Below are 2949 nucleotides of genomic sequence, written 5' to 3'. Positions count from 1 at the left end.
TGGGCGCAAAAAATAGCCTCGTCTCAAAACAAAACTTCTACCTCAAGAATGGTAATTTAATTTCTCACCATTCCTAATCTTTGTACAGCATCCAGCCACTTACACTTTTTTGGGCGTCTATCATAAACATGATTCTTGCATTTAAATACACCAAAATGGTGCTTTGGGTACTTGCTACCCGTTTGCCAGGCTCACCGTATTTGTTTAGTACTTTGCTGAGTGGGTCGCCTATTTTAATGCCCCTTGCCGTGTTTCCTTCGTAGCCTGGCAAGGTACGCAAAAACGCGCTCTTGGTTTTGGGTATGCCAAAACTGGTCACCTCCATTACTGCATAGCCCTCGTCTTGGTCTTGAGCTGTTTTTAGCAAAATTGCGGGGCGTTTTTTGTCTCGTTTGCGAATCTTGATTTTTTGAGCATTTTCAGTCAGCACCTCTAGCATCGAGAGGTCGGCTTCGGCAATGCTTTCTTTAGGGCCAGGTTTTTCTTTTGATTTTACTATCTCAAACCCATAGCCAAAACGGTTGGCTTTTTTGAGTGCTTCCAGGTTGATTTTGGCAATGGTTGGGTTGGCTTTTTGGGCTTTTTTAAACGATTCTTTAGCTTCGTCGGTATCCCCTTCTTTTGCCTGGGCAATCCCTTTGGCTATCCAGGCGTTGGCTTCCAATAGTGCCAGTCCTTGTTTTTTGGCAAGTTTTATGGCTTTGGTAGCATAGCCTATAGCCAGGGCTCTTTCTTCGAGCAATTCATTGGCCAAGGCAAGGTTTACATAGCCTGCCACATAGTTTTTGTCGAGGTACACCGCCGATTTAAAGTCTTCCAGGGCTTCTTTTAATAACCTCGTTCTTTTTTCTTGCCTGGTTTCTCCCCCGGCACGGGTGCCCGCATTGTTTAGCCGGGTATCGGTATCCAGCCCAAAAGGATAAAAATATTTGAGCGTTGTTTTTTCAAATAATTGAATTGCCTGTTGTGCCAATGCTACTCCTGAGTTGTTGTATATTTCGCGGCCAGGAAAAGTACTGCCAATATAGCTATAACAAGCCGAAGCACGTTCGTAAGACCTGATCATGGTGAGGTAGTTGGCAGCGTCGAACACGGGCACCAGTTTTTGTAGTTTTTTCTGAGTATTTCGTGCAATGCCTATGCGTTCGCTGAGCGAGGGATAGCCTTCTGTTTTTTCTTTCAACCCTATTTTTTTGTACAGTTGAGTCAAAAACTTTTTGCTTACGGCAAGCGTGTTGTAGCCTGCCATATAGCCAAACAAGCCACCAAAATAGTCGGCTTCAGTTTCCATTTCAGCCCGCCTTTTTTCGGTCATGTCTAGCTTGTATATTTTTTTGGCTATTTCCAAATCTTTATTTGCCATGCCAAACGACCAACCCCAGCCGTGGTCTTTGTAAAAGTGAGCCAGTTCGTGTCCTACAATTGCTGCCAACACATTTAATGAGTCCTTGCCAAACCCTGCGGCAATGTCATATACGCCTTCTCCTATATTGATAGAGTTGTCCAGTGGGTTATAATAAGCGTTGTAATAAGGTTCACTTTTGTTGTATATAAACTTAAACGTGGGCGCTTTACGCGAGTCTCTGGCTACCCTGGCTACTTGGGTATATATTTTTTTGGCTACTTTTGCTTTGTGCAACTGTTGGCTGGTTTGTGCTTTTAATTCTGGTACAATACCCATTACCCACAGGGTGCAAATGGTGACTACGACTGTTTTCAGGCGCTTTTTACTTTGTATTGATATGATCATATAAAGTGTTGATTTGTTTGTATTTTATTGCAAATAACTTTTCAACGAAGGATGGTTTACAATTGCACAGTTTTATTTACAAAACTCTGTGCTTATTTTTGGAAAAAAATAAACAGTTGAATGAAGCTGTAAAAGGTTGTAGCGCATGTTTAAATTTTGGCTAATTCTAAACCTGCTTTAATTCATGATACGGCAAAAATACAACACAACTATGACAAAAACATTCTTTATTGTTTTACTTATCAGTATCCAGCATTTATCATTTGCTCAGGATGTATACCACGTGATCAATATCAAGGGAAAGGTAAGTCGAAATGGCAAAAATATTCGTCGGGGACAAAAACTGAAGGCCACCGACAAAATTAAATTTGTATCGCCACGGGCGTTGTTGTTGGTGAGCAGCCAGCGTTATGGGCGTATGGTGTTGAGTGCCAAGCCTGCTCAAAAGAGCATGAGTGAAGCCGCTTATATATTAAAGAACCTGGTGTCGAAGGGAAGAGCAAGTGCTCGTGGAGACGAAAAGATGGTCACCAGAGAAATGATCCATTATTATTTTGGCAAAGGGGAGCCCCACCTAATTTTGGGCGATGAAGCAACCGTAAAAGTGAAAAAGGCTTTGTTTCCACTGAATAAGAAATCGTTCTTTTTTATGAGCTACCAATACAAGGGTGAAAAAGTAAATAAAAAACTACCTTTTGAAGACAACAGGTTTACAGTAAACAAAGATCGGTTGTTTAGGGTAGAAGGGAAGAAAATTTCAGGAAAAGAGATCAATGATTTTGGCTTATTTTACTACAAAAATGGCGAAGAAGTAATAGATATTGGTCGGGTAAAACTGTTTTTTTGGGACAATGCCCACCAAAAGAAGGTAGATGAAATGGTGAAGTTTATGAAAGCCAATGAGCTCACCCAGGAAGAAATCAAAGATACTGTTTTTGCTTACCTACAAAAGTATTTTGGTGAACCCAATGCCGACCAGTTTAAAACCTGGTACCAGAAACACTATCAATAGTACCAGGCTGTTTCCTTAAGCCTTCGATAGCTGAAAAGTTGTGGGGTCGATTTAGTCGATGGTCTATCAGTCGATGGTTGATAGTGCTGACGCATACTATAGAACTTACACTAAGGAACGATGCAAAAATAAAGTTCTATAGTTTAAGGAAATATTTTTTGGTCAGGCGAGGTCAAAAAACGCGGCA

At 41.1% G+C, this 2949-nt stretch carries 2 protein-coding genes; one reads left to right on the top strand and one right to left on the bottom strand.

The window, feature by feature from the left end; all coding sequences use genetic code 11:
• Positions 1-73: 73 nt before the first annotated feature.
• A complete protein-coding gene (locus tag Q0954_RS33480) occupies positions 74-1750 on the bottom strand; it encodes a M48 family metalloprotease (RefSeq protein ID WP_299466281.1) in 1677 nt (558 codons plus the stop codon).
• 211 nt (positions 1751-1961) lie between these two features.
• Here Q0954_RS33480 and Q0954_RS33475 point away from each other — a divergent pair, with 211 nt between their 5' ends.
• Positions 1962-2762 (top strand): hypothetical protein, encoded by an 801-nt coding sequence (locus Q0954_RS33475; RefSeq protein WP_299466278.1) that lies wholly within the window; start codon positions 1962-1964, stop codon positions 2760-2762.
• The last annotated feature ends 187 nt before the right edge of the window (positions 2763-2949 follow it).

It is taken from the genome of uncultured Microscilla sp., assembly GCF_947493425.1.
GTDB lineage: Bacteria > Bacteroidota > Bacteroidia > Cytophagales > Microscillaceae > Microscilla.
The sequence above is the reverse complement of the archived record's forward strand: the minus strand, read 5'-3'. Positions and strand labels throughout refer to the sequence as shown.

Excerpts from the sequence above, each read along its gene's own strand:
- Q0954_RS33480 (WP_299466281.1), bottom strand. The coding sequence starts at position 1,750 with ATGATCATATCAATACAAAGTAAAAAGCGCCTGAAAACAGTCGTAGTC.
- Q0954_RS33475 (WP_299466278.1), top strand. The coding sequence starts at position 1,962 with ATGACAAAAACATTCTTTATTGTTTTACTTATCAGTATCCAGCATTTA.